The organism is Mycolicibacterium celeriflavum, assembly GCF_010731795.1.
In the GTDB taxonomy this organism is placed as follows: Bacteria; Actinomycetota; Actinomycetes; order Mycobacteriales; family Mycobacteriaceae; genus Mycobacterium; species Mycobacterium celeriflavum.
In genome coordinates this window covers 1,050,677-1,072,234 of the sequence record NZ_AP022591.1, presented here as the reverse complement: position 1 = coordinate 1,072,234, position 21,558 = coordinate 1,050,677, and the positions used below count along the sequence as shown (strand labels likewise).

The 21,558-nt window shown below is 67.4% G+C and carries 19 protein-coding genes and 1 pseudogene; 13 read left to right on the top strand and 7 right to left on the bottom strand.

The window, feature by feature from the left end; genetic code table 11:
• The first annotated feature begins 19 nt into the window (after positions 1–19).
• The gene (locus tag G6N18_RS05095; RefSeq protein WP_083006317.1) at positions 20–631 is read left to right on the top strand and encodes a dienelactone hydrolase family protein; all 612 of its coding nucleotides are present in this window, start codon (positions 20–22) and stop codon (positions 629–631) included.
• Here the strand turns inward: G6N18_RS05095 and G6N18_RS05090 are convergent.
• Positions 628–1,437, bottom strand: coding sequence for an ABC transporter ATP-binding protein (locus G6N18_RS05090; RefSeq protein ID WP_083006319.1), 810 nt, complete (start codon positions 1,435–1,437; stop codon positions 628–630). The two genes, G6N18_RS05095 and G6N18_RS05090, sit on opposite strands and share 4 nt — an antisense overlap.
• Positions 1,434–1,898 (bottom strand): peroxiredoxin, encoded by a 465-nt coding sequence (locus G6N18_RS05085; RefSeq protein WP_067221103.1) that lies wholly within the window; start codon positions 1,896–1,898, stop codon positions 1,434–1,436. The genes G6N18_RS05090 and G6N18_RS05085 overlap by 4 nt, the downstream gene beginning before the upstream one ends.
• Before the next feature lie 71 nt (positions 1,899–1,969).
• Between G6N18_RS05085 and G6N18_RS05080 the strand changes: the two are divergent.
• The 12 genes and pseudogenes from G6N18_RS05080 (at position 1,970) to G6N18_RS05025 (ending at position 15,390) form a co-directional block, all read left to right on the top strand.
• Positions 1,970–2,688 (top strand): annotated as a pseudogene (locus G6N18_RS05080) (phytanoyl-CoA dioxygenase family protein).
• A 3-nt stretch (positions 2,689–2,691) separates the two neighbouring features.
• A complete protein-coding gene (locus G6N18_RS05075; RefSeq protein ID WP_067221111.1) occupies positions 2,692–4,218 on the top strand; it encodes an anthranilate synthase component I in 1,527 nt (508 codons plus the stop codon).
• Positions 4,215–4,805, top strand: a complete 591-nt coding sequence (locus G6N18_RS05070) for a TIGR02234 family membrane protein (RefSeq protein ID WP_083006321.1) — start codon at positions 4,215–4,217, stop codon at positions 4,803–4,805. The genes G6N18_RS05075 and G6N18_RS05070 overlap by 4 nt, the downstream gene beginning before the upstream one ends.
• Positions 4,806–4,882: 77 nt before the next feature.
• A complete protein-coding gene (gene trpC / locus G6N18_RS05065) occupies positions 4,883–5,701 on the top strand; it encodes an indole-3-glycerol phosphate synthase TrpC (RefSeq protein WP_067221118.1) in 819 nt (272 codons plus the stop codon).
• Positions 5,702–5,704: 3 nt separating this feature from the next.
• Positions 5,705–6,964, top strand: a complete 1,260-nt coding sequence (gene trpB, locus G6N18_RS05060) for a tryptophan synthase subunit beta (protein WP_083006323.1) — start codon at positions 5,705–5,707, stop codon at positions 6,962–6,964.
• Positions 6,961–7,749: a tryptophan synthase subunit alpha gene (trpA, locus tag G6N18_RS05055; RefSeq protein WP_083006325.1), complete on the top strand. Its 789-nt coding sequence runs from the start codon at positions 6,961–6,963 to the stop codon at positions 7,747–7,749. The genes trpB and trpA overlap by 4 nt, the downstream gene beginning before the upstream one ends.
• Positions 7,746–10,487: a prolipoprotein diacylglyceryl transferase gene (lgt, locus tag G6N18_RS05050; protein ID WP_163689807.1), complete on the top strand. Its 2,742-nt coding sequence runs from the start codon at positions 7,746–7,748 to the stop codon at positions 10,485–10,487. The genes trpA and lgt overlap by 4 nt, the downstream gene beginning before the upstream one ends.
• The gene (locus G6N18_RS05045) at positions 10,372–11,997 is read left to right on the top strand and encodes an HNH endonuclease signature motif containing protein (protein ID WP_407663553.1); all 1,626 of its coding nucleotides are present in this window, start codon (positions 10,372–10,374) and stop codon (positions 11,995–11,997) included. The genes lgt and G6N18_RS05045 overlap by 116 nt, the downstream gene beginning before the upstream one ends.
• A 190-nt stretch (positions 11,998–12,187) precedes the next feature.
• Complete coding sequence (locus G6N18_RS05040) at positions 12,188–12,607, top strand: TM2 domain-containing protein (RefSeq protein WP_083005134.1); 420 nt, start codon at positions 12,188–12,190, stop codon at positions 12,605–12,607.
• Positions 12,597–13,007, top strand: coding sequence for a DUF2752 domain-containing protein (locus G6N18_RS05035; protein ID WP_067217144.1), 411 nt, complete (start codon positions 12,597–12,599; stop codon positions 13,005–13,007). Before G6N18_RS05040 ends, G6N18_RS05035 begins: the two co-directional genes overlap by 11 nt.
• A gap of 79 nt (positions 13,008–13,086) precedes the next feature.
• Entirely contained in the window at positions 13,087–14,505 is a 1,419-nt protein-coding gene (gene pyk, locus G6N18_RS05030; RefSeq protein WP_067217140.1) for a pyruvate kinase, read from the top strand.
• A gap of 18 nt (positions 14,506–14,523) precedes the next feature.
• On the top strand, positions 14,524–15,390 hold the full coding sequence (locus G6N18_RS05025) for an acyl-CoA thioesterase II (RefSeq protein ID WP_067217135.1): 867 nt from the start codon (positions 14,524–14,526) through the stop codon (positions 15,388–15,390).
• Here the strand turns inward: G6N18_RS05025 and G6N18_RS05020 are convergent.
• Genes G6N18_RS05020 through G6N18_RS05000 form a run of 5 tightly spaced genes read right to left on the bottom strand, consistent with a single transcriptional unit; the run spans position 15,387 to position 21,509 of the window.
• A complete protein-coding gene (locus tag G6N18_RS05020; RefSeq protein ID WP_083005131.1) occupies positions 15,387–15,944 on the bottom strand; it encodes a DUF4190 domain-containing protein in 558 nt (185 codons plus the stop codon). The two genes, G6N18_RS05025 and G6N18_RS05020, sit on opposite strands and share 4 nt — an antisense overlap.
• Entirely contained in the window at positions 15,941–17,431 is a 1,491-nt protein-coding gene (locus G6N18_RS05015) for an ATP-binding cassette domain-containing protein (RefSeq protein WP_083005127.1), read from the bottom strand. The genes G6N18_RS05020 and G6N18_RS05015 overlap by 4 nt, the downstream gene beginning before the upstream one ends.
• Complete coding sequence (cydD, locus tag G6N18_RS05010) at positions 17,424–18,974, bottom strand: thiol reductant ABC exporter subunit CydD (protein WP_083005164.1); 1,551 nt, start codon at positions 18,972–18,974, stop codon at positions 17,424–17,426. Before cydD ends, G6N18_RS05015 begins: the two co-directional genes overlap by 8 nt.
• Before the next feature lie 23 nt (positions 18,975–18,997).
• On the bottom strand, positions 18,998–20,038 hold the full coding sequence (gene cydB, locus G6N18_RS05005) for a cytochrome d ubiquinol oxidase subunit II (protein ID WP_067217123.1): 1,041 nt from the start codon (positions 20,036–20,038) through the stop codon (positions 18,998–19,000).
• 16 nt (positions 20,039–20,054) lie between these two features.
• Positions 20,055–21,509, bottom strand: a complete 1,455-nt coding sequence (locus tag G6N18_RS05000) for a cytochrome ubiquinol oxidase subunit I (RefSeq protein WP_083005123.1) — start codon at positions 21,507–21,509, stop codon at positions 20,055–20,057.
• Positions 21,510–21,558 lie beyond the last annotated feature (49 nt).

The window sequence follows — 21,558 nt, the reverse complement described above, 5'->3', positions numbered from 1 at the left end:
GGGTGTCAAATCTAGGGGCATGGCCGAGTTGCTCGGCGACCTCGAAGCGCCATCGGACGCCAAGGGTCTCGTCGTCTTCGCGCACGGAACCGGGAGCTCCCGGTTCAGTCCCCGCAACCGTCTCGTCGCGCAGGCGCTGCGCGAGCGCGGTTTCGCCACCCTGCTGATGGACCTGCTGACCGACGCCGAGGAGCAGATCGACCTGCGCACCCGCGAACTGCGGTTCGACATCGGGTTGCTGGCCGACCGCGTGCTCTCGGCCCTCGACCGCATGCGCGAGCATGACGCGGTGCGTGGCCTACCGGTCGGGCTGTTCGGTGCGAGCACTGGTGCCGCTGCCGCGCTCATCGCCGCGGCCGGCGACGAATCGGTGCGTGCGGTTGTGTCCCGCGGCGGCCGCCCGGACCTGGCCGGCGACGCGCTGCGCGACGTGACGGCGCCGACGCTGATGATCGTCGGCGGCCGCGACCCCCGCATTCTCGAGGCGAACGAGATCGCCGGCCGCGACCTGGCCGCGCCCCACCACATCGAGGTGATCCCCGGCGCCACCCATCTGTTCGAGGAACCCGGGGCGCTGGAGCGCGTGGCCGCCCTTGCCGGCGACTGGTTCGCCGAACACCTGACGACCTAGACGTCGATGATGCGGATGGCCCCCGAAACTTTCGCCCGGGCCGTCCACCGGCCGTCGTCGTAGCCGACCGTCACCGGATGCGCGAATGCCGCGGTGACGTTGTCGGTGGTCACCGTCTCGCGGGCCGGGCCGCTGGCCACCATGCGGCCCTCGGAGATCAGCAGCGCATGCGTCGTCGTGGTGGGCAGTTCCTCGAGGTGGTGGGTCACCAGGATCGACGCCACCTCCGGGTGGGTGTCGTCGAGCGAATCCATCGTCTCGAGCAGTTGCTCGCGCGCGGCGACGTCCAGTCCGGTGCTCGGTTCATCGAGCAACAGCAGCCGAGGATCCGAAATCAGTGCCCGCGCAATCAGAGTCCGGCCCCGCTCGCCCTGTGACAGCGTCGGCCATACGGCGTCGGCCTTGTGCGACAGGCCAACCGCCGCGAGCATCGCGTCGGCACGGTCCCGCTGTTCGTCGGTGGGTGTCCAGCGCATCGGCAGGTCGATCGTCGCGGTGATACCGGTCAGCACCACTTCGCGAACTGTGAGGGAATACTGCAGCCGGTGGCGGGGATTCACGTGGCCGATGGAATGCCGTAGTTGCGAGAGGTCGACGCGGCCCATCTGCCGCCCCAGGATCCGCACCGTCCCGGTCGTCGGGAATTGCACTGCGGCGCAGAACCCCAGCAGCGTGCTCTTGCCTGCGCCGTTGGGGCCCAGCAACGCCCAATGCTCGCCTGCCTTCACGGTCAGCGAGATACCGTCGATGATCTGCTTGCCGTCGCGACGGAACGTCACATCGGCAAGCTCCAGAACCGGAGTCACGCCGACTGACGTTGCCGCAACACGTCGAGGGCCTTGTCGGCGTGGCTGGCCATGTTGACCTCCGAGGCGATCACGGCCAGCACGGTGCGGTCGGTGTCGATGACGAACGTCGTCCGCTTTACCGGCATGAACTTGCCCAACAGACCACGTTTGACGCCGAACTGCGTTGCGACCGCACCGTCGCTGTCGGACAGCAGTGGATAGTCGAACCGCTCTTTGTCGGCGAACTTCGCCTGCTTGTCGACCGCGTCGGTGCTGATGCCCACCCGGCTCGCCCCGACCACGGCGAATTCCGCCGCCAGATCGCGGAAGTGACACGCCTCCCTGGTGCATCCCGGAGTCATCGCGGCGGGGTAGAAGAACAGCACGATCGGCCCGTCGGCGAGCAACTCCGTGAGGCTTCGCACCTTGCCCGTCTGGTCCGGCAGCTCGAACTCGGCAACTCGATCGCCCGTTTTCATGGGGGCCACGCTACGCCGCGGACATGAAAACCGTTGGTGCGGGAGTGCGTTTCCGTGAGAGCCTCGGGCCGATGGTGGATATCGGCGCGTTTCTCCGCGACGGCTACGTGAAGATCGAAGGAGCGGCGCCGCGCGATGTCGCCGATGCGGCGCGGGCCGCGTTGTGGCAACAACTGGGGCTGTCGCCCGAAGAGCCCCACAACTGGGTCAAGCCGGTCTGCTGGGCCAGCGACCTGACCGGCGCGGGTCCGTTCGGCGCACTGGCCCGAAGCCCAAAACTGGCTGCGGCGCTGGATCGCATCTGCGGTGTCGGGGATGGTCGCCACGCGGCTCGCTCGGCAACATCCCGGTTCGGTTTCCCGTCTACCCACCCGGGGAGGACCGCGGTTGGCACATCGACGCCAACACGCCAGAACCCGACGGCGCGTGGACGGTCACCGGACGCCCGCACACTGTGTTGGTCCTCACGCTGCTGTCCGAAGTGGGGCCGGACGACGCGCCGACGCGGATCAGGGCGGGCTCGCACCGGGACGTGGCACAAGTACTCGGACCCGAGCGGGTCGAACTCGCCGAGATGGGCCGCATCGTCGACTCGGCGAGCGCGGCGCGACCCGTGAGCCGCGCCACGGGTGAGCCGGGCGACATGTACGTGCTGCACCCGTTCACCGTGCATGCCGCCGACGAGCATCGGGGCACGACACCGCGCTTCATGGCGCAGTCTCCGGTCGTGCTGACCAGCCCGCTGACGCCTGCGTCGTCCTCGGCACTGGCGCGTGTCTGGGACACTTGACCCGTGCAGACCACCGCCAGCCTCGCTGTGACGACTTCACGCGAAGACTTTCGGGCACTGGCCGCCGAGCACCGCGTGGTGCCGGTGACCCGCAAGGTGCTCGCCGACAGTGAGACCCCACTGTCGGCGTACCGAAAGCTGGCCGCGAATCGCCCCGGCACGTTTCTGCTGGAGTCGGCCGAGAACGGACGCTCGTGGTCGCGCTGGTCGTTCATCGGCGCGGGAGCGCCGTCGGCGTTGACCGTGCGCGACGGCGAGGCCGTCTGGTTGGGCACGACGCCGAAAGATGCGCCGCAGGGCGGAGACCCGCTGCAGGCGCTGCGCGCGACGCTGGAACTGCTGAGAACCGAGCCGCTTGCCGGCCTGCCGCCGTTGTCGAGCGGGCTCGTCGGCTTCTTCGCCTACGACATGGTCCGGCGGCTGGAGAGGCTCCCGTCGCTGACCGTCGACGACCTCGGCCTGCCGGACATGCTGCTGCTGCTGGCCACCGACATCGCCGCCGTAGACCACCACGAGGGCACCATCACCCTGATCGCCAACGCGGTCAACTGGAACGGCACCGACGAGCGGGTGGACTGGGCTTACGACGACGCCGTGGCCCGCCTCGATGTGATGACCGAAGCGCTCGGTGAGCATCTGCCGTCGTCGGTGGCGACGTTCAGCAGACCCGACCCACTGCACCGGGCCCAACGCACCCTCGAGGAGTACGGCGCAATCGTCGACAAGCTGGTGGGCGACATCGAGGCCGGCGAAGCCTTCCAGGTGGTGCCGTCCCAACGGTTCGAGATGGACACCGAGGCCGATCCGCTGGACGTGTACCGGATGCTGCGGGTGTCCAACCCGAGCCCGTACATGTATCTGCTCAATGTGCCGAACGCCGCAGGGGGGCCGGACTTCTCGATCGTCGGCTCCAGCCCCGAGGCGCTGGTGACGGTCAAGGACGGCCGGGCGACCACACACCCGATCGCCGGCACCCGGTGGCGCGGCGCGACCGAGGAGGAGGACCTGCTGCTCGAGAAGGAGTTGCAGTCCGACGAGAAGGAACGCGCCGAGCACCTGATGCTCGTCGACCTGGGCCGCAACGACCTGGGCCGGGTCTGCCAGCCGGGCACGGTGCACGTCGAGGATTACAGCCACATCGAGCGCTACAGCCACGTCATGCACCTGGTGTCGACGGTGACCGGGCTGTTGGCCGAGGGCAAGACCGCGCTGGACGCGGTGACCGCCTGTTTCCCGGCGGGGACGTTGTCGGGAGCGCCGAAGGTGCGCGCGATGCAGCTGATCGAGGAGGTCGAAAAGACCCGTCGCGGACTCTACGGCGGCGTGCTCGGTTATCTGGACTTCGCGGGCAACGCCGACTTCGCGATCGCCATCCGCACCGCGCTGATGCGCAATGGCACCGCGTACGTGCAGGCGGGCGGTGGCGTCGTCGCGGATTCCAACGGCCCCTACGAGTACACCGAGGCCGCCAACAAGGCCCGTGCGGTGCTCAACGCGATCGCCGCCGCCGAAACCCTGACCGAGCCGTGATCAGGGCCGCCCAGCTCGGCCTGGTGCTCGCCGCGGCGGGGCTGTGGGTGGCGTCGCGGTTGACCTGGGTGGAGGTGACGTCGTTCGACGGTCTCGGCCAGCCCAGAACCGTCGCGCTGTCCGGCGGTACATGGTCCACGGCGCTGGTTCCGCTGGCGGTGCTGCTGATGGCCACCGCAATCGCCGCGTTGGCCGTGCGTGGGTGGCCGCTGCGGGTTTTGGCCGTGGTGGTCGCGGCGGCCAGCGCCGGAGCCGCCTACCTCGCGATCAGCCTGTGGGTGATCGCCGACGTCGCGGTGCGGGCCTCGCACATCGCGGAGGCGCCCGTTGCGGATCTGCTCGACACGCAGCGCCACTACGCCGGGGCGGTGGTCACGGTGGTTGCGGCGGTGCTGGCGTTGGTGTGCGCGGTGCTGTTGATGAGGTCCGCGGGCAGCGAGCGCTCCGGTGCCGCGCGGTACGTCCGACGCGTCGAACAGCCCGAGGAATCCGCGCAGGAGATGTCCGAACGCGCGATCTGGGACGCCCTCGACGAGGGCTCGGATCCGACCCGTGACCCGGCCGATCCGGACAACAAGGGCCGGTGATCACCGATGGTGCGGTGGCGGCTACCCTTCGTGGTTGAAGATCGTTCGGCACTGTCGGGGGAAGGGATGCGGCACTCATGAGTTCGGCGACCGTGCTCGACTCGATCATCGAGGGAGTCCGCGCCGACGTTGCCGCCCGCGAAGCAGCCGTTCCGCTCGCCGAGATCAAGGCCAAGGCCAAGGATGCAGCGCCGCCGCTCGACGTGATGGCGGCCCTGCGTGCGCCGGGCATCGCGGTGATTGCCGAAGTGAAGCGTGCCAGCCCGTCGCGCGGCGCGCTGGCGGCAATCTCGGATCCGGCGGAACTGGCGGGCGCCTACGAGAGCGGCGGGGCGCGCATCATCAGCGTGCTGACCGAACAGCGTCGGTTCAACGGCTCGCTCGAGGATCTCGACGCGGTACGCGCCGCGGTGTCAATACCGGTGCTGCGCAAGGATTTCATCATCCGGCCGTACCAGATCCACGAGGCCAGGGCACACGGTGCGGACATGCTGCTGCTGATCGTCGCGGCGCTGGAGCAGCCGGTGCTCGAGTCGCTGCTCGAGCGGACCGAGTCGCTGGGGATGACCGCGTTGGTCGAGGTCCACACCGAGGAGGAGGCCGACCGTGCGCTGTCGGCCGGTGCCACCGTGATCGGTGTGAACGCCCGCGATCTCAAGACGCTGAACGTCGACCGTGATTGCTTCGCGCGCATCGCGCCGGGCCTGCCGACCGACGTCATCCGCATCGCCGAGTCGGGGGTTCGCGACACCGCCGACCTGCTGGCGTATGCCGGCGCGGGCGCTGACGCGGTGCTCGTCGGCGAGGGCTTGGTCACCAGCGGTGATCCTCGCAGCGCTGTCGCCGATCTGGTCACCGCAGGCACCCACCCGTCGTGCCCGAAACCAGCGCGTTGAGAAGTGGCCGATTTCGCCGGGCCTGAGCTGCCTCGTTCCAGCGCGGCCATCGCAGAGCCGACCGCCCACGATCCGGACGAGCGTGGGCACTTCGGGGTCTACGGCGGGAGATTCGTCGCCGAGGCGCTGATGGCGGTGATCGAGGAGGTCACCGCGGCCTACGAGAAGGCACGCGGCGATCAGGGCTTCCTCGACGAGTTGGACCGGTTGCAGCGCGATTACAGCGGCCGCCCGTCACCGCTCTACGAAGCCGAGCGGTTGTCCGACCACGCAGGCGACGCTCGAATCTTCCTGAAGCGAGAAGACCTCAACCACACCGGATCTCATAAGATCAACAACGTGCTCGGCCAGGCGTTGTTGGCCAGGCAGATGGGCAAGACGCGGGTCATTGCAGAGACGGGCGCGGGCCAGCACGGCGTGGCGACCGCGACCGCGTGCGCGCTGCTCGGCCTGGAGTGCATCATCTACATGGGCGCCGTCGACACCGCTCGCCAGGCGCTGAACGTGGCGCGGATGCGGTTGCTCGGCGCCACGGTGGTGTCGGTCGAGGCGGGCTCGAAGACCTTGAAGGACGCGATCAACGAAGCCTTCCGCGACTGGGTCACCAACGCCGACAACACCTATTACTGCTTCGGCACCGCCGCAGGACCCCACCCGTTCCCGACGATGGTGCGCGACTTCCAGAGGGTGATCGGCCTGGAGGCGCGCGCACAGATCCAGGCGCAGGCGGGGCGGCTGCCCGACGCGGTGACCGCGTGTGTCGGCGGTGGGTCGAATGCGATCGGGATCTTCCATGCGTTCATCGATGATGCCCAGGTACGCCTGGTGGGCTACGAAGCGGCCGGTGACGGCGTCGAAACAGGCCGTCACGCAGCCACTTTCACCGGTGGTTCACCGGGTGCGTTCCAGGGTTCGTTCTCGTACCTGTTACAGGACGAAGACGGGCAGACCATCGAATCACATTCCATCTCAGCGGGTTTGGATTACCCGGGGGTCGGACCCGAGCACGCTTTCCTCAAGGACATCGGTCGCGCAGAGTATCGGCCGATCACCGACACCGAGGCGATGGACGCGTTCTCGTTGCTCTGCCGCACCGAGGGCATCATCCCCGCGATCGAGTCCGCGCACGGTCTCGCAGGCGCTCTTCAACTGGGCCGGGAGCTAGGTCCCGGCTCGATCGTGTTGGTGAACCTGTCCGGGCGCGGCGACAAGGACGTCGAGACCGCGGCGAAGTGGTTCGGCTTGCTGGACGGTGCGCGGTGAGTCGGCTGGCTTCATTGTTCGACAACTGCCGAAGCGAGGGCCGCAGTGCGCTGATCGGCTACCTGCCCACCGGATTCCCCGATGTGCCGACGTCGATCTCGGCGATGACGACGCTGGTAGAAAACAGGTGCGACCTCGTCGAGGTCGGCGTCGCGTACTCAGATCCCGGGATGGACGGTCCCACGATCGCGGCGGCCACCGAAGCCGCGTTGCATGGGGGAGTGCGCGTGCGTGATTCACTGGCGGCGGTGGAGGCGATCAGCAACGCCGGTGGGCGAGCCGTCGTGATGACGTACTGGAACCCCGTCCTGCGTTGGGGCATCGACGCTTTCGCCAGGGATCTGGCATCGGCCGGCGGGCTCGGGATGATCACCCCGGACCTGATTCCGGACGAAGCTGCCGAATGGTTGGAGGCGTCGGAGGCCCACGACCTGGACCGGATCTTTTTGGTGGCGCCGTCGTCAACGCCGGAACGGCTGGCGATGACCGTTCGCGCGTCGCGTGGATTCGTCTATGCCGCATCGACGATGGGGGTGACCGGTGCGCGAGATGCGGTGTCGACGGCCGCGCCTGAATTGGTGCGCCGGGTGAAGGCCGTCTCCGACATCCCGGTGGGCGTCGGACTGGGGGTCCGGTCTGGACCGCAGGCCGCCGAGATCGGTGCATATGCGGACGGGGTGATCGTGGGATCGGCGTTGGTGTCGGCGCTGCAGAGCGGTGTTCACGCGGTGGGGACGCTGACCGCCGAGCTTGCGGACGGTGTCAGGCAGAGGATTTCTGCGTGACGACGACACTCCTCGCCGCAATCCCAAGCCCGGCGCAGGGCGTCTGGCAGATTGGCCCGCTGCCCATTCGCGCGTATGCCTTGTGCATCATCGCCGGCATCGTGGCGGCGCTCATCATCGGGGACCGACGCTGGGAGGCCCGCGGCGGCGAGCGTGGGGTCATCTACGACATTGCGTTGTGGGCGGTGCCGTTCGGGTTGATCGGCGGCCGGCTCTACCACGTGATCACGGACTGGTGGCGCTACTTCGGCGACAACGGCGCCGGTCTGGTCGGTGTGCTCCGGATCTGGGACGGCGGTCTCGGCATCTGGGGTGCGGTCGCCCTTGGTGGTGTCGGCGCGTGGATCGCCTGCCGTCGGCGAGGCATTCCGCTGCCGGCGTTCGGAGATGCGATCGCCCCGGGAATCATTCTGGCGCAGGGGATCGGCCGAATCGGCAACTACTTCAACCAGGAGTTGTGGGGCAGCGAGACGACCCTGCCCTGGGCGCTGAAGATCTACGAGCGCAGAGACTCAGCCGGCATGGTGGACAACCTCAACGGTGTTTCGACGGGTGAAGTAGTCCACCTCGTCCATCCCACCTTCTTGTACGAATTGCTTTGGAACCTACTGGTTTTCGCGGTTCTCATCTACGTCGACCGGCGGTTCAAATTCGGTCATGGTCGCTTGTTCGCGTTGTACGTAGCCGGGTACTGCGTGGGCCGGTTCTGGATCGAATTGCTGCGCGTCGACGATGCCACGCTGATCGAAGGCGTCCGCATCAACTCGTTCACGGCGACGTTCGTGTTCATCGGTGCCGTCGTGTACATCATGGTCGCTCCGAAGGGGCGAGAGGATCCCGCGACGCTCAAAGGTAAGGCCCGGGAGGGCTGGTCGCCGGTCGAGGAAGTCACCGAGGATCTGGCCGCCCTCGCCGCGACGTCCGGCGTGGTGGCAGCTGCCAAGGCCGCGGCCGCCGACGACGACGACGAGAAGGGCTCACTCAAGGACATCTCGGCCGAGGAGCTCGGCGCGGACGTCGCCGGCGTGCCCGCCGACGACCTCGAAGATGCCGAGGAATTTGCCGTGGAAGGCGACGAGCCGGAGACGGCAGAGGCTCTCGTCGAAGCCGAAGCCTTGACCGCGGATGTGGCCGAAGCACCGGCCGAAGACATTCTCGAGGCGGAGGAGTTCGCGGAGGCCGGTGAGGACGCTGACGTTGGTGGTGTCGGCGCTGTCGAGGGTGAGGAGGCCAGCGACGCGCTAGCCGATGCCTCGGAGGCGCACGACGTTGCGGTCGAGGGCGAAGCTGAGGCCGAGGCCTTGGCCGATGACGCCGAGGTGGCGGCGCCTGTTGGCGAGGCCGACGACGACGTGCGCGCAGCGGCTGTCGTAAAGAGGCCGAAGCCTTGGCAGAGGTTGTGGCCGAAGCGCCGGCGGAAGACAATGCCGAGCCCCGGGGCGGGGGCCGACGAGGCACTTGTTGGCGGGCCCGCGGATGGCGAGGACGCACAGGCTGTCGCTGAGGCTGAGGCCTTGACTGAGGATGTGGCGGTCGCGCCGGCGGAAGACGTTGCCGAGGCGGAGGAGTTCGCCGAGGCCGGTGAGGGCGCTGACGTGGGTGGTGTCGGTGCTGTTGAGGGTGAGGAGGCCAGCGACGCGTTGGCCGATGCCTCGGAGGCGCACGACGTCGCGGTCGAGGGTGAGGCTGAGGCCGAAGAACTGGTCGATGAGGTTGAGGCTGAAGAGGAGCCGGAGGCTGTCGCTGAGGCTGAGGCCTTGACTGAGGATGTGGCGGTCGCGCCGGCGGAAGACGTTGCCGAGGCAGAGGAGTTCGCCGAGGCCGGTGAGGGCGCTGACGTGGGTGGTGTCGGTGCTGTTGAGGGTGAGGAGGCCAGCGACGCGTTGGCCGATGCCTCGGAGGCGCACGACGTCGCGGTCGAGGGTGAGGCTGAGGCCGAAGAACTGGTCGATGAGGTTGAGAGTGAAGAGGGGCCGGAGGCTGCCGCTGGGGCCGAAGCCTTGAGTGAGGATGTTGCCGAGGCGGAGGAGTCCGTCGAGGCGGCGGAGGGCGCTGACTTAGGTGGTGTCGGCGTTGTCGAGGGTGAGGAGGCCAGCGAGGCTTTGGCCGATGCCTCGGAGGCGCATGACGTCGCGGTGGAGGGTGAGGCTGAGGCCGAGGAACTGGTCGATGAGGTTGAGGCTGAAGAGGAGCCGGAGGCCGTCGCTGAGGGTGAAGCCTTGAGTGAAGATGTTGCCGAGGCGGAGGAGTCCGTCGAGGCAGAAGAGTTCGCCGAGGCCGGTGAGGGCGCTGACGTAGGTGGTGTCGGTGCTGTTGAGGGTGAGGAGGCCAGCGACGCGTTGGCCGATGCCTCGGAGGCGCACGACGTCGCGGTCGAGGGTGAGGCTGAGGCCGAACTGGTCGATGAGGTTGAGGCTGAAGAGGAGCCGGAGGCTGTCGCTGAGGCTGAGGCCTTGACTGAGGATGTTGCCGAGGCGGAGGAGTCCGTCGAGGCCGGTGAGGGCGCTGAAGCGGGTGGTGTCGGCGCTGTTGAGGGTGAGGAGGCCAGCGACGCGTTGGCCGATGCCTCGGAGGCGCACGACGTCGCGGTCGAAGGTGAAGCCGAGGCCGAAGAACTGGTCGATGAGGTTGAAGCTGAAGAGGAGCCTGCGACTGGGGCGGCGACCGCTGACGCCGCGCCGACGGAGAAATCCGGCGGGCGGATGCGTCGCTGGCTGCGTAGTCGCCGCAACCGCTGATCCGGTCGGGTTTCCCGGCAATTTCGAGCGAACGTCAGACCCTCCGAGTACTATCGAACGTATGTTCGAGACCGTGTCCGATGCGGAGTTGCTCACCTTCATGGGTGAGGAGACTCGCGAGGAGTCCGCGGCGATGGGGCGGCGGTTGGCGTCGGTTGGGGAGTTGTTCGAGCGGCGGAATCCGGGTTTCGAGTTGGCCGACTTGTGTGCCGTCGATTCCATAACTGCGGTCGCGGCCGAGATTTCGGCGGTGCAGAACATCAGCCATGCCCGCGCGGTTGGTCAGGTCGGGGTGGCGGTGACGTTGCGCAAGCGGCTGCCGCAGATTCTTCGAAGGTTTTGCCGGGGAGTGATCGATTACCGGATGGTGGCGACGATCATCGCGCGCACCGAGAACGTCGACGACGACATCATCGCCGGCTTGGATGAAGCGCTGGCCGGGCGGGTCGAGAAGTGGATGAAGCTGTCGAAGAACAAGTTGCGCGATCGTATCGATGTGTTTGTCGCCGACTACGATCCGGCCGCGGTGCGGGTGCCGCCGGAGGTCGACAAGCACCGCTACTTCGAGATAACCCCGACCGACACCCCCGGAGTGGCCGCGGTAACGGGTTCACTGCGCGCCGAAGTCGGGGCCGCGTTGGATCAGCGGTTGGATGCGCTTGCGGCGACGGTCTGCGACAAGGATCCGCGCACCAAAGAGCAGCGCCGCTCCGATGCGTGCGGGCCGCTGTCACGCTTGGAGTCCAGGCTGGCTTGCCAGTGTGGATCCGATGACTGCCCGGCGGCTGCACAACACGCCGCGGCTACCGCGGCGGTGGTGCATCTGCTCGCCGAACACGCCACCCTCGATGGAAGCAGCGACAAGCCCGGCTATCTGCCCGGGTTCGGGGTGCTGCCGGCCGAATCGGTACGAGGAATCGCCGAGAACGCGCAGTTGAAGCCGGTGGTGGTGCCGCACGCTGATGCCGTTGCCGACAACGGGTATCGGCCCAGCGCCGGGTTGACCGATTTTCTGCAGTGGCGCGATCTCACCTGCCGGTGGCCGGGTTGTGACAAGCCGGTGCAGCGCTGCGATGTCGATCACACGGTGCCCTGGCCGTACGGCCCGACGCATCCGTCGAACACCAAGCATTACTGCCGCACCCATCATCTGATCAAGACGTTCCTGTGTGGGATAGGCGGGTGGTCTGACCGGCAGTTGCCCGACGGCACGATCGAGTTGATCGGGCCGACGGGGCACCTGTGGCGCACCGAACCCCATGGGGCGGCCATGTTTCCGGCGCTCGGGCAGTCGACGGGCGAACTCGTGATACCGCCGCGCATCGAGCCCGACGACGGCGCCGACCGGTTGGCGACGATGCCGCGGCGCAGGCAAACTCGCGAGCAGGATCGTCGCGCCCGTATCGTCGCTGAACGCCGCCAACGCAGCGAACTGATCGCCGAAGAACAACGCCAACAGCAGTTACTCGCTGAAGCCCTTGCCCGCGACTGCGAACCACCACCCTTCTAGAAACCGACGGCGATCATCGCGGGAATCGTCGAAATAGTAAGAGGGGCAGTACGTTCAGGGTTGCGCGCCCATTCATCACGCGACGTCTACGGCCGCCTTGGTGGTCACTTCGCTGTCAAAGGCACTTCCTCCTGAGATTGGCGAGTTCTCCCTACTGACCGGGCGCTGGTCCGTCTGGCATGCTGGGGCCATGACTGAGCCGCAGTTCGGTGGCAGTGAGCACGGCAGCACGCCCCCACCGCCCCCACAGCAGCCCGACTTCCCGCAGCAATATCCGCCTCCACCCGGCCAGTACGGTCCGCCGCCAGGGGGCTATGCGCCCGCCTATGGCGATCCGATGGCCCCGTACGGCCGCCATCCGCTGACGGGCGAGCCGTACTCCGACAAGTCCAAAACCGTCGCGGGCCTGCTGCAGTTGATTGGCCTTTTCGGAGTGGTCGGCATCGGCCGGATCTACCTCGGCTACACCGGACTCGGCATCGCACAGTTGGTCGTCGGCCTGCTCACCTGCGGCATCGGTGCCGTCATTTGGGGCATCATCGACGCCATCCTGATGCTCACCGATCGGGTCCGCGATCCTCAGGGGCGCCCTCTGCGCGATGGCACCTAGCGCCGATACGAGCCGCAAACGGCTATACGGTGCGCTCGGAACGGGCGCCCTGCTGACTGGCGCGCTGGCTTACATCGGCATCGCCGATCCGCACCGCCCGAGCTTCGGCTACCCGTCATGTCCCTTCAACGCGCTAACCGGGCTCTACTGCCCGGGCTGCGGTGGCTTGCGGATGACGCACGACCTGTTGCACGGCGACCTCGCCGCCGCGGCCGTCGACAACATCTTCCTGCTCGTGGGTCTTCCGTTGTTGCTGGGCTGGCTTCTGGTCCGGTGGCGCCAAGACAAACCGTTGATGAACACGCCGGCCATCGTCGTGATCATCGTCTCGGTCGTGACCTGGACAGTGGTTCGTAACGTGCCTGGATTCCCGCTGGTTCCGACCGTTCTCGACGGGTGACCAACAAGCCGCGCCAGTGACTCCGAACGCGTTTCCGGTGGTCCTCGACTGAATCGATCAAAGACTATGCTCGGGAGTCGTGAATAGACGCGGGAAGATCGTCTGCACCCTCGGTCCGGCCACAGCGAACGAGGATGCTGTTCGCGCGCTCGTCGAGGCCGGAATGGACGTCGCCCGCCTCAACTTCAGCCACGGCGACTACTCCGATCACGAAGCCAACTACAAGCGGGTCCGGGCGGCATCCGACGCCACCGGGCGCGCCGTCGGAATCCTCGCCGATCTGCAGGGTCCCAAGATCCGGCTGGGCCGGTTCAAGGACGGACCGACGTTCTGGGCCACCGGGGAGACGGTGCGCATCACCGTCGACGACATCGAGGGCACCCCCGACCGCGTGTCGACCACCTACAAGCGCCTGGTGGAAGACGCCACGGCCGGCGACCGGGTTCTCGTCGACGACGGCAACGTCGGCCTGGTCGTCGAGAACATCGACGGCAACGACGTCATCTGCACGGTCACCGAGGGCGGTCCGGTCAGCAACAACAAGGGCATGTCGCTGCCAGGCATGAACGTGTCTGCGCCAGCGCTTTCGGAAAAGGACGTCGACGATCTCGAATTCGCTCTACGCCTCGGCGTGGACTTCGTAGCGCTGTCATTCGTCCGCTCACCGGCCGACATCGAACTCGTGCACGAGGTGATGGACCGCGTCGGTCGGCGAGTGCCCGTCATCGCCAAGCTCGAAAAGCCCGAAGCCATCGACAACCTGGAGGCTGTCGTGCTGGCGTTCGACGCCATCATGGTCGCCCGCGGTGACCTCGGCGTCGAGCTGCCGCTCGAAGAGGTCCCGCTCGTACAGAAGCGCGCGATCCAAATGGCAAGGGAGAACGCGAAACCCGTCATCGTCGCGACGCAGATGCTGGAATCGATGATCGAGAACTCGCGTCCCACCCGCGCCGAGGCGTCCGACGTCGCCAACGCGGTTCTCGACGGCGCCGACGCTGTGATGCTCTCCGGTGAGACATCCGTCGGCAAGTATCCACTCGAAACCGTCAGAACCATGGCGCGCATCATCCACGCCGTCGAGGAGAACTCGGTGGCCGCACCGCCGCTGACTCACGTACCCCGGACGAAGCGCGGCGTCATCTCCTATGCCGCCCGCGATATCGGCGAGCGCCTCGACGCCAAGGCGCTGGTCGCCTACACCCAGTCGGGTGACACAGTGCGCAGGCTGGCACGGCTGCACACGCCGCTGCCGCTGCTGGCGTTCACATCGTTGCCGGAGGTCCGCAGTCAGCTGGCACTGAGTTGGGGCACCGAGACTTTCATCGTCCCGCACATCCAGACCACCGATGGAATGATCCGGCAGGTCGACAAGTCGCTGCTGGAGCTCGGCCGTTACAAGCGTGGCGACCTGGTGGTCGTCATCGCGGGCATCCCACCCGGCACAGTAGGCTCCACGAATCTGATCCACGTGCACCGGATCGGGGAGGATGACGTCTAGACGTTGAGGAGGAAGTGCTTGTCAGGCTCCGCGGATTTCGACGAGCTGCTCGCGATACTTCACCTCCGCCAATCCGACGACGACATCTACATCGGCTCGCATCCCAGCAAGAACCCGGTGCGCACCTTCGGCGGTCAGATGATTGCCCAGGCGTTCGTGGCGGCCAGCCGCAGCCTGAACCACTCGACGCCGCCGAGCGCACTGTCGGCTCACTTCATCGCCGGTGGCGACCCGGAGAAGGATCTAGAGTTCCGCGTCGTGCGGCTCCGTGACGAGCGTCGGTTCGCCAACCGTCGGGTCGATGTGATGCAGGACGGTCAGCTGCTGACCACCGCCATGGTGTCGTTCCTGTCCGGCGGCCGCAGCCTGGAGCACGGCATCGCACCGCCAGACCTGCCTGACCCGCAATCGGTTCCGCCGGTGGACGATCTGCTGATCGGATACGAAGACGTCGTCCCACATTTCGTCAACGCGTTGCGGCCGATCGACTGGCGCTATACCAACGATCCGAGTTGGGTGATGCGTCGCAAAGGCCAGAAGTTGCCGCACAACCGCGTATGGATGAAGGCGCTCGGGCAGATGCCGGACGACCCGGTGTTGCACGCCGCCGCGCTGATCTACTCGTCGGACACCACGGTGCTCGACTCGATCATCACCACGCACGGCCTGTCGTGGGGTTTCGACCGGATCTTCGCGGTCACCACCAATCACTCGGTGTGGTTTCACCGGCCGGTGCGCTTCGACGAGTGGGTGCTGTACTCGACATCTTCACCGGTGGCCGCCGACTCCCGTGGGCTGGGCACCGGCCACTACTTCGACCGCGCCGGCCAGCCGATCGCCACCGTGGTGCAGGAGGGCATCGTCAAGTACTTCCCGGGGCGCTAGGGCGTCGGCGTCAACGTCATCGAGAATTCGTCCTCGACACGTTGCTGGAACTCCTCGGAGCACTGCTGTATGGCTTCCTGATCATTGCCGGCGCGCGAAACGCAGTCGATGTAATCGGTTCCGCCCACCTGGTTGAATCCCCAGACGGCCAACCAGATCACCACGATGGCTTCGATGATGCTCAAGAAGCCGAGGACGATGCCGGCCACCGCGACGCCACCGTTGGTGGCTTCGCCGCGCTTGGCCCTGCCCCAGCCGAGGAAACCCAGAATCACCGCGACGACGCCGAGCACGATGCCACCGAAGACGGAGACCAGCGCGACGATCGCGATCACCAACGACGCGATGCCGAGGCCGTTCTTCGGCGCGGTCGGCGGAGGCGGATAACCGGGATAGCCCTGCGGCGGCGGGGGATAACTGCCGGGATATGCCCCGTACTGCTGCGGCGGAGGGGGCGCCTGCGGGGAATTCGGAGGAGGCGCCTGCGGAGAATTCTGTTGAGGCGTCTGCTCAGGGTTGTGTGGTGGCGTCTCGGGCTTGTCCGGTTCGCTCATGCCGATGAGGTTACTCCGCGGTCAGCGAGAATGAGGGTAGGACAGTCAAGGTGGTCGGGCAGATGGTGGGTGGCGACGACCACCGTACGGTCGGCAGGGAAAAGGGCGCCGGGCGTGAACAGTTCGGTCAGAATCTGGTCGGCGTCGGTGGCGTCGAGGTGTTCGGTCGGTTCGTCGAGCAACACCGTGGCGGCCGTGGTGAGAAGGGCACGCGCCAGCAGTAGTCGTCTGCGCTGTCCCGCGGACACGGCGGCCGCCCCGCCGACGAGGACTGTGGCCAACCCGTCCGGCAACGCGTCGAGCCACTCGCCAAGTCCGACGCGCCGCAGCACAATTCGGATCTCGTCGTCGGTCGCGTCGCCCCGCGCCACCAACATGTTGTCGCGCACGGTGGTGGCGAACAGGTGCGCGTCCTCGGCGAAGAAGACTGCGGTTGAGTCATTTTCGGCCATCGACAGCAGCAGCGTCGTCTTGCCCGACCCGCTGGGCCCGATGACCGCGAGTCGTTCACCGGCTGCCAACGTGACATGTGGAGCCGGCGGCCTAACCCGCGCCGAATCGCTCGTCGCTGTCAGTTCGGCGAGGCGGCGAGCCGCGATGCGCGACCTGGTGAGCTGCACGGCAGCCGCGGGCAGAGCGGTGGTCGCCTCGAACGCCGACAGCGGCAACAGCATCAGGATCGCCAGAGTCGTCGGTGCAACGGAGTCGGCGATCGCGATCGCTGCGATCACGGCGCCGAGCACGCTGACGCCGATCGCCGCCGTCGACGCCGCGGCGGCCACTGCGGCGGGCGCGGCCGCGCCATCCGTGGCCCGGCCCCAGTCGCGTTGTCGGCGATCGGAATCGGCGAGGACAGCGTCGAGGCGGCCGCTGACGCGAAGCTCCGGCGCATACTCGAGCGCGAGCATCACCGCCACATCACGACCCGAATGATGGTGGGCGGCGACCGCTTCGGTGTCCGCGGCGGCCCGGGCTGCCAACGACGGTGCGACGACACCCGCGACCACCAGGCAGAACGCCAGGACGGCCGCCGCGGCGGTCGAGACGAGGCCGATGCCCACGACGGCCGCCAGCCCGAGCACCGCTGCCACGGCGATCGGGAGCACCGCACGGACCACCACGTCGGCGAGGTCGTCGACCGAAGCGCCGATCCGGGCGACCAGCTCGCCGCTCGGCATCCGTGCCACCGTGTCCGCGGGTGCGTCGGCCAGCCGCCGGTACAGTGTTTCGCGCGTATCCGCCGCCGAGCGCAGCGCGGTGTCGTGGGCCGCCAGCCGCTGGCAGTACCCCAGCACCCCGCGGGAAATGCCGAGCGCGCGGACGGCCACCACCGCGACGGTGAGGTCCAGAACCGGTGGCATCTGCCACGCCCTCGTGATCAGCCACGCCGAAATCGCGGCCAGCGCCAGCGCACTGCCCAACGACAGCACACCGAGCAGCACGGCGAGCACCAGTCGCCCCAACCGGGGCCGCAGCAGCTCACGCATCGACCAGCTCTCCCAGCGTCAGCACCTGATCGCCGATCGCGCGCACTGGATCTCGGTGGCCGACGACCAGCACGGTGGCGCCGGCCCGCGCCCGCGCGACGATCGCTTCGAGCACCCGCGCCTCCATCGCCGCATCGAGGTGTGAGGTCGGTTCGTCGAGCAGCAGTACCGGCGCGGTCGAGCCAAGTGCCCGGGCCAGCCCCAACCGTTGGCGTTGGCCGAGTGACAGCCCCGAGCCGTCGCGACCGAGCACAGTGTCCAGCCCCTCGGGAAGCGTGGCAAGCACCTCGTCGAAACCAGCTGCGCGACAGGTGCCTTCAAGGTCCGGCAGCGGGCCGAAGATCTCGAGGTTGGCGCGTACACTGCCAGGCACCAGCACCGGACGATGTGGCAGCCAGGCGATCTGGTCCCACCACGCCCGCTGGTCGAGGTCGCCGACATCGATCCCGCCGACCGAAACCTGTCCCGGATGCAGCCCGAGGATCGTGTGCAGCAGTGTCGACTTACCGGCGCCGTTGGGGCCCGTCAGCACCGTCACCCGCCCCGGTTCCACATCCGCGTCGAGCGCCTCGAGGTGGATGGTGGCACCGGCCGCCCGGACGGTCTTGGTTCCCGCCGACCGCTGCGGCAGTGCATCGAGGAGTCGAAATGCGGCGTCGGCGGCCGTTTTACCGTCCTGAGCGGCATGGAACTCGACCCCCACCCGGCGCAGCGGCCAGAACACTTCCGGCGCGAGCAGCAGCGCGGTGAGCCCGGCGGTCAGTGTCATCTCGCCGAATACCAGTCGCAGTCCGATACCGACGGCGACCAGTGCGACGCCCAACGTGGCCAGAAGTTCGAGGACCAGCGCGGACAGGAACGCGATCCGCAGCGTGGACATCGTCGAACGACGATGTGCCGCAGCGAGTTCGGTGATGCGAGCGACCGAACCGTCGAGGCGTCCCAACGCCCGTAGCGTGGGCATGCCGGCCACCAGGTCGAGCAACCGTGATTGCAATGTGGTCATCGCTGCGAGCGCCGCCTCGGAGCGGTCCTTGGTCAGCAACCCGATCAGCACCATGAACACCGGGACGAGCGGCAGCGCGACCAGCACGATGAGCGCAGAGCGCCAGTCGACGGCCGCGATCACCAGCACCGCTGCGGGGGTGAGGATCCCCGCCAGGAACACCGCGGGCAGATATGCGGTGAGGAACGGCCGCAGACCGTCCAGGCCCCGGGTGACCAGTGCGGCGGCGGTGTCGCGTTCGACGGCGAGTCGCCGCGGCGGCAGCGCGGTTACCGCGCGCAACACCTGACCCGCCAGATCGGCGATGACACGCGTCGCCCCCGTCGAGGCCAGCCTGCCCTGAAGCCAGTGCGCGAAGGTGCGGATTCCCCACAGCCCGAGCAGAACTGCGAGCAGGGCGACCCAGTGCCGGACGTCGCGAGTCGCGGGTTCGGTGATCACGCCGGCCACGATGTCGGCCAGCACCACCGCCGCGCCGATCGTCGCGGCTGTGATGGTCGTGCCGCACATCACCGAGGCGACGAGGTAGCGCCGCATCGCCTCGGAGGCCCGCCACAGGTTCACGGCAGCCGTCGGGTCAATCCCGCGGAAGCCGGAATCTCCTCGGCGGAGATGCGCTGCCGGAACACCCAATACGTCCACCCCTGATACAGCAGCACCAGCGGCGCGAACACCAGTGCCGCCCAACTCATGATCGTCAACGTGTACGGGCTCGAGGACGCGTTGTCGACTGTCAGGCTGAAGGCGGGATCGATCGTCGACGGCACCAGGTTCGGGTACATCGTGCCGAAGAACAACACCACCAGCGCCGCGACGACGACCGTCGTGCACGCGAAGGCCCACCCTTCTCCACTGCGGCGCCACACCCGGTCGACCGCGACCAGTTGGGCGGATCCGGCGACCAGCAACACGATCCAGGTCCAGCTCTTTCCGTGCGCCAGTTGAGTCCACAACCCGAACGCCGCCAGCACCGCGGTCACGGGCAGCGCCAGCCGGTGCGCGAACCGCAGCGCGTCATCCTTCACCGCACCATCGGTTTTCAGCGCCACGAACACGGCGCCGTGCCACAGGAACAGACCGGCCGTGGCAAGTCCGCCGAGCAGGGTATAGCCGTTGAGCAGATCGAGGATCCCGGCGTGCATCCGCTTGTCGGCGTCCACCGGAAGCCCGCGCACAAGTGCCGCGAACGCGACGCCCCACAGTACGGCGGGCACCCACGACCCGACCGCGATCCCGACGTCGGCCCACCTGCGCCAGTCCGCGTCGTCGATCTTGCCGCGCCATTCGATGGCCACCACCCGCAGAATCATCGAGACCAGGATCGCGAGCAGCGGCAGGTAGAGCCCCGAGAACATCGTCGCGTACCAGTCGGGGAACGCGGCGAACATCGCGCCGCCGGCGGTGATCAGCCAGACCTCGTTGCCGTCCCAGACCGGGCCGATGGTGTTCAGCGCGGCCCTGCGGTGCCGCTCGGGATCATCGGAGGCCGCGCGGCCGAACAGTCCCATCAGCATGCCGACGCCGAAGTCGAACCCCTCGAGAACGAAGAAGCCGAGGAACAGGCCCGCCATCACGACGAACCACCAGTCCTGCAGCGCCATTGCCGATCACATCCTCTCAATACGCAAACGACAGCGGCGCCACCTCGTCGTCACCGGGGGGCAGCGGCGCAGCGGGTTCGGTGTCGTGCTCCTGCGGTCCTTCGACGGTGTAGCGGCGGATCAGCCAGAACCAGATGACGGCCAGAACCGCGTACACCAGGGTGAAGGCCGCCAACGACAACACGACCAGGCCGACCGGATGCCCGGACACCCCGTCGGCGACGGTGAGCCGGATCATCGGGTCCCCGGTCGGATTGGGTACCACCACCCAGGGTTGACGGCCTATCTCGGTGAAGACCCAACCGGCGCTGTTGGCCAAGAAGGGAGCGGGCAGCGTCAGCAACGCGAATCGGGAAATCCAGCGCGCCTGTGGGATTCGGCCGCCGCGCGTCAGCCAGAGCACCGTCAGCGCGAACAGCACCGGGACGGCGAGCAAGCCGATCATCGCGCGGAACGACCAGTACGTCACGAACAGGTTGGGCCGGTAGTCGCCGGGGCCGAACTTCTCCACGTACTGCTCTTGAAGGTCCTTGACGCCCTCGAGGTGGACGCCGTCGAACTCACCTTGCGCCAGGAACGGCAACACGTAAGGCACCTCGATGAGATGAACGACGCTGTCGCAGTTGTTGTGGGTGCCGACGGTGAGCACGGAAAAGTCGGGATCGGTTGCGCTGTGGCACAACGATTCCGCGGAGGCCATCTTCATCGGCTGCTGTTCGAACATCAACTTGCCTTGAACATCGCCGGTGAGAACGAGGCCGACCGTCGACGCCAGCACGATCAGGCAGCCCATGATCGCCGCGGGCCGGAACATCGTGTGCGCCTCGGGCTGGCTCTCCCGTCGTGCGCGCAGCATCCACCAAACACACACGCCGGCGACGAACGTGCCTGCGGTCAGGAACGCCCCGAACACCGCGTGCGCGAACGCGGCGATCGCCGTGTTGTTGGTGAACAGCGCGACGATGCTGGTCAGTTCCGCGCGACCGGATTCCGGGTTGAAGCGGGCGCCGACGGGATGCTGCATCCACGAGTTCGCGGCGATGATGAAGAAGGCCGACAGGTTGACTGCGATCGCGACCACCCAGATGCAGGCGAGATGGACGAGTCGAGGGAGTCGGGTCCACCCGAAGATCCACAACCCGAGGAACGTCGACTCGAAGAAGAAAGCGGCCAACCCTTCCATCGCCAACGGCGCGCCGAAAACGTCGCCGACGAACCGCGAGTACTCGCTCCAGTTCATGCCGAACTGGAATTCCTGAACGATGCCGGTGGCTACGCCGAGGGCGAAGTTGATCAGGAAAAGCTTGCCGAAGAAGCGGGTCAGGCGGTACCAGGCGGTGTCTCCGGTGATCAGCCACGCCGTCTGCATGCCCGCGATCAGCGGCGCCAGTCCGATGGTCAGCGGCACGAAGATGAAGTGGTAGACGGTGGTGATGCCGAACTGCCACCGCGACACATCGAGCGCGTCCATCTCACCCTCTTTCGTGGCTGTCAGTACAGCCTACGACAGGGTGTAGTAG